Raw genomic sequence first — 2258 nt, 5'->3', positions numbered from 1 at the left:
GGCCCGGCCGCCGCGCGCCCGAGCTACGACACCGTGGCGCAGGCGGCCAGCGGCTTCCTCAACCTGCTCATCAACCCGGAGAACCCGCGCGTGGTCGGCCCCGCCATCGCCGACGCGATGACCGGCTTCTACGCCGCCTACGGCATCCTCGGCGCGCTGCACGAGCGCAACCGCACCGGCGTTGGCCGCAAGGTCGAGGTGTCGATGCTGGAGGCGATGAGCCACTTCAACCTCGACGCCTTCACGCACTACTATGCGGCGGGCGAGGTGATGGGGCCGTACAGCCGGCCCAGCGTGTCGCAGTCCTACGTGCTGGCATGCGCGGACGGCAAATGGATCGCGCTGCATATGTCCTCGCCCGAGAAATTCTGGCAGGGGCTGGCCAACGCGATCGAGCGGCCCGCGCTGTTTACCGACGCGCGCTTCGCCACGCGTGAGCAGCGCATCGCCAACCAGCAGGCGCTGATCGACCTGCTCGGCGAGTTGTTCCGCCAGCGCACGCGCGCGCAATGGTGCGAGCGGCTGCAGGCCGAGGACGTGCCGCACGCGCCGATGTACGACACCAGCGAGGCGCTGGAAGACCCGCAGGCCAGACACCTGCAATTGCTGGTCACGGGCACCCATCCCACGCTGGGCGAGTTCAGGACCGTGCGCAGCCCGGTGTCGTTCGACGGCGAGCGCGCGCTCGACGTCATGGCGCCGCCGCTGCTGGGCGAGCACAACGAGGAAGTGCGCGCCGCGCTGGCGCGAACGCGCGGCGCGGCGCAGACCGGTTCCAGGTAAGCCGAAAAAAACAGGAGGAGACATGAAAAAGACCATGATGGCCGCGATGCTGGCCATGAGCTGCGCCGCCGGCTTCATGCTGGTGCAAGCGCCGGCACAAGCACAGGCGCAGGACTATCCGTCGCGGCCGGTGCGGCTGGTGGTGCCGTTCGGCGGCGGCACCTCGACCGACATCACCGCGCGCATCCTCGGCGAGGCGATGGCGAAGAAGCTCGGCCAGCCCTTCGTGGTGGAGAACAAGGCCGGCGCCGGCGGCGCCATCGGCACCGACTACGTGGCCAAGTCCAGAGGCGACGGCTACACGCTGACCTTCGGCACGGTCGGCACGCTGGCCATCAACAAGGCGCTCTACCGCAACCTGCCGTACGACCCGGGCAAGGACTTCGCGTACCTGGCCATGCCCGGCTACACGCCCACGCTGCTGGTGGTGCGCGCCGACGCGCCGTACAAGACGCTGGCCGAGCTGGTGGCCTACGCGCGCGCCAATCCGGACAAGCTGTCGTTCGGCTCGGCCGGCAGCGGCACCTCGGGCCATCTCGCCGGCGAGCTGCTCAAGTCGATGGCCGGCATCAGCATGACGCACGTGCCGTTCAAGGAAGGCGGGCAGGCGCTGACCGCGGTGCTGGGCGGGCAGGTCGACTTCATGTTCTACCACCCGGTCGCGGTGCTGCCTTACCTCAAGGCCCACAAGCTGCGCGCGCTGGCGGTCAGCAGCCAGCAGCGCTCGGTGAGCGCGCCCGAGGTGCCGACCGTGGCGGAATCGGGCTATCCCGGCTTCGACCTGACCGCGTGGTTCATGCTCGCCGGCCCGGCCGGGCTGGACGACGAGGTGCGCAGGCGGCTGGCCGGCGCGATGCAGGCGGTGATGCAGGAGCCGGGCGTGCAGAAGAAGCTGGCGGAGCAGGGGCTGGAGATCGCCAGGCTCGACACCGCGCAGCTGCCGCGCTTCGTCAACGGCGAGATCCAGAAATGGACCGCGGTGGTGAAGCGCTCCAACGCGCAGGTCGACTAGCCGGCCGGGCAATCGGTGGCGGCGCCATTTGCGCCGGATTAGGGAAACTCTTTTGCGCGCCGGCGCATTCCCGGCCGGCGCGGATTGGGGGATGATCGGGGTTTTGCCTAACCGACAGGAGCCATCATGACCGAATCCCGCAAGCCGCCCGTGGCGGTGGTCGCCACCATCGTGCCGGAGCCGGCCCACCTGCAGCTGGTCGAAGCGGCGCTGCGCGAAGCCGTCGCGCAGGTGCGGCTGGAGCCCGGCTGCGAATACTACGAGCTGCACCGCGACCTCGACGACGCCGGCCGCTTCGTGATGCTGGAGCGCTGGCGCGACGAGGACGCGCTCGCGCAGCACGGCCGCGGCGCGGCCCTCGCCGCGCTGGGCAAGGTGCTTCAGGGCCGCGCCAGCCTGCACATCGTCAAGCTCGCGGCGGTCGCCTGACCGGCCCCGGCAGCGCCGCCCGCCACGGCGGGCC

Annotated in this window: 3 protein-coding genes; all 3 read left to right on the top strand. The window is 70.5% G+C overall.

From position 1 onward, the window contains the following. On the top strand, positions 1 to 783 hold a 783-nt coding region (locus K206_RS37225; protein ID WP_020200406.1), incomplete at its 5' end, for a CaiB/BaiF CoA-transferase family protein. A 22-nt stretch (positions 784 to 805) separates the two neighbouring features. Then, positions 806 to 1795, top strand: a complete 990-nt coding sequence (locus tag K206_RS0100285) for a tripartite tricarboxylate transporter substrate binding protein (RefSeq protein ID WP_020200405.1) — start codon at positions 806 to 808, stop codon at positions 1793 to 1795. Between the two features lie 126 nt (positions 1796 to 1921). Next, on the top strand, positions 1922 to 2224 hold the full coding sequence (locus K206_RS0100280) for a putative quinol monooxygenase (protein ID WP_020200404.1): 303 nt from the start codon (positions 1922 to 1924) through the stop codon (positions 2222 to 2224). Positions 2225 to 2258: the final 34 nt, after the last annotated feature.

This window comes from Cupriavidus sp. WS (genome assembly GCF_000395345.1).
Classification (GTDB): domain Bacteria; phylum Pseudomonadota; class Gammaproteobacteria; order Burkholderiales; family Burkholderiaceae; genus Cupriavidus; species Cupriavidus basilensis_B.
This window is presented reverse-complemented; position numbering and strand designations above follow the sequence as displayed.

What these genes read in the sequence shown, in the direction of transcription:
- K206_RS0100285 (WP_020200405.1), top strand. Translation starts at nt 806, where the DNA reads ATGAAAAAGACCATGATGGCCGCGATGCTGGCCATGAGCTGCGCCGCC.
- K206_RS0100280 (WP_020200404.1), top strand. Translation starts at nt 1,922, where the DNA reads ATGACCGAATCCCGCAAGCCGCCCGTGGCGGTGGTCGCCACCATCGTG.